Annotated in this window: 2 protein-coding genes; both read right to left on the bottom strand. The window is 64.5% G+C overall.

The annotated features are described in order from the left end of the window. Positions 1 to 73 precede the first annotated feature (73 nt). Positions 74 to 862 carry an IS21-like element helper ATPase IstB gene (gene istB / locus FHT37_RS25085; RefSeq protein ID WP_183485979.1) on the bottom strand — a complete coding sequence of 263 codons (789 nt, stop codon included), beginning with the start codon at positions 860 to 862 and terminating at the stop codon, positions 74 to 76. Continuing rightward, positions 855 to 2,387 carry an IS21 family transposase gene (gene istA / locus FHT37_RS25080; protein WP_183485976.1) on the bottom strand — a complete coding sequence of 511 codons (1,533 nt, stop codon included), beginning with the start codon at positions 2,385 to 2,387 and terminating at the stop codon, positions 855 to 857. Before istA ends, istB begins: the two co-directional genes overlap by 8 nt. Positions 2,388 to 2,493 lie beyond the last annotated feature (106 nt).

The raw sequence follows: 2,493 nt of genomic DNA, 5'->3' as shown, positions 1-2,493 counted from the left end.
TGTTGATTCCCGCTCGATACTGACCCACCGTTTCCATCCAATCTTGACCCACCCTTGTTCGAGCCTCTGAGGCTCAGGCTGTGGGTAACTTCTTGGTCTTGAACTCCTTCTGGGTGGGTTGGGCAGAGCTGTTCTTGAACCGGTAGCTCTCGTTGCCGGTTTCAAGGATATGGCAGTGATGCGTGAGCCGGTCCAGCAAGGCCGTGGTCATCTTGGCGTCGCCGAAGACGCTGGCCCATTCACTGAAGCTCAGGTTCGTCGTGATGACGACGCTGGTGCGCTCGTAGAGCTTGCTCAGCAGATGGAAGAGCAGCGCGCCGCCCGATGAGCTAAACGGCAGGTAGCCGAGCTCGTCGAGGACCACCAGGTCCATGTGCGCAAGCCGGTGCGCCATCTGGCCGGTCTTGTTGTTCAGCTTCTCCTGCTCCAGCAGGTTCACGAGTTCCACCGTGGAGAAGAAACGCACCCGTCGCCGGTGGTGCTCCAGGGCCTGCACGCCGATGGCCGTGGCCAGGTGAGTCTTGCCCGTACCCGGCCCGCCGACCAGCACGACGTTCTCGGCCCGGTCCATGAACTCCCCTCGGTGCAACTGCTTCACCAGCACCTCGTTCACCTCGCTGTGTGCAAACTCGAAGCCAGCCAAGTCTCGGTAAACCGGGAACTTGGCCTGCTTGAGCTGGTACGCGACGGCACGCACCTCACGCTCGGCGGACTCGGCCTTAAGCAGCTTAGCCAGGAAGGGTTGCGCGGCTTCAAACGCTGGCGCGCCTTGCTCGGCCAGGTCGCCCACCGCTTGCGCCATGCCAAACATCTTCAGCTCGCGCAGCGCGGTCATGAGCCCGTTGGTTGCTGAGTCACGCATTGCGGACCTTCCTCTCTTCGCGTAGTTCGTCGTAGCGGTTCACGTTGGCCTGCGGCTCGTTGGTCAAGCGCAGCGCGTGCGGGGCATTCACCGGAGGTGGCTCGGTCTTCCCGTCCACCAGCCGATGCAGCACGTTGAGCACGTACATCTTGGTCGGCACGCCCACCTCCAAGGCCAGCTCGACGGCCGCCAGCACCGCCTGCTCCTCGTGATGCAGGACCAGCGCCAGGACGTCGACCATCTCGCGGTCGCCGCCCGGCTTCTTGAGCAGCTCGGCCTGCAGCCGCTTGAAGGCCTGTGGCAGCTCGACAAACGGCGCGCCGTTGCGCAGCGCGCCGGGCTTGCGCTGCAGCACCGCCAGGTAGTGACGCCAGTCGAAGATCGTCTTGCCGAGCGTGTCGTGCCGGCGGTCGATGAACCGCTGGTGCTCGCAGATGATGTTGCCCTCGGCCGCGACGACGAGCCGGTCGGCGTAGACGCGCAGGCTTACCGGCCGGTTGGCGTATGACGCCGGCACGCTGTACCTGGTGCGCTCGAAGGTGACTAGGCAGGTCGGTGAGACACGCTTGGTGTGCTCGATGAAGCCGTCGAAGGGGCGCGGCAGCTGCATCAGCAGCGGTCGCTCCTCCTGCCAGGCGTCGTGCACGGCACCGGGCAGCTTGCCGTGTGAGATCTCGGTCCACAGTGCCTTGCAGCGCTCCTCCAGCCAGACGTTGAGTGCGTCCAGCGAGGGGAAGGACGGCACGGGTTGCCAGAGCCGGTGCCGAGCGTCGCGCACGTTCTTCTCGATTTGGCCCTTCTCCCAGCCCGAGGCCGGGTTGCAGAACTCGACCTCGAAGAGGTAGTGGCTGACCATCGCAGCGAAGCGGGCATTGACGTCCCGCGCCTTGCCGCTCAGGACCTTGTCCACGGCAGTCTTCATGTTGTCGTAGATGCCTCGCTTGGGCACGCCGCCAAACACCCGGAAGGCGTGGTTGTGGGCGTCGAACAGCATCTCGTGGGTCTGCAGCAGGTAGGCCCGCACGTAGAAGGCCCGGCTGTGGCTGAGCTTGAAGTGCGCAACCTGCAGCTTGGTGCGCTCGCCGCCGAGCACGGCCCAGTCCTCGCTCCAGTCGAACTGGAAGGCCTCGCCAGGCTCGAAGACCAGCGGCACGAAGGTGCCGCGGCCCGTGGTCTTCTGAGCTTCCTGGCGCTTGAGCGCCCAGTCCCGCGCGAAGGCGGCCACGCGGTTGTAGGAGCCGTCGTAGCCGAGTTCCATGAGCTCAGCGTGCATCTGCTTCAAGGTGCGCCGCTGCTTGCGGTTCTTGCCGGACTCGGTCTTGAGCCACTGGGCCAGCTTCTCCGCGAACGGATCCAGCCGGCTGCGGCTCTCGCGCTTGGCGTACGACGGCTCCTTGTCGTCGCTGCGCAGGTACTTGCGGATGGTGTTGCGAGACAGGCCGGTGCGCCGGGCTATCTCTCGGATGGACAACTGCTCACGCAGGGCCCATCGCCTGATGACACTTAGTGTCGCCACGTCAATCACTCCAATGCTCCTGCCGCAAGTTGCGGCAGGCTAGGGTTCATACGTGGGTCAGGTTTGAACGGAAATCAGTGCGGTCGGCGGGTCAGGATTCGGCGGCAATCAACAC

Origin of the sequence: Mitsuaria sp. BK037, from assembly GCF_014193045.1 — a bacterium.
In the GTDB taxonomy this organism is placed as follows: domain Bacteria; phylum Pseudomonadota; class Gammaproteobacteria; order Burkholderiales; family Burkholderiaceae_C; genus Roseateles.
The sequence above is the reverse complement of the archived record's forward strand: the minus strand, read 5'-3'. Positions and strand labels throughout refer to the sequence as shown.

What these genes read in the sequence shown, in the direction of transcription:
- istB (WP_183485979.1), bottom strand. Translation starts at nt 862, where the DNA reads ATGCGTGACTCAGCAACCAACGGGCTCATGACCGCGCTGCGCGAGCTG.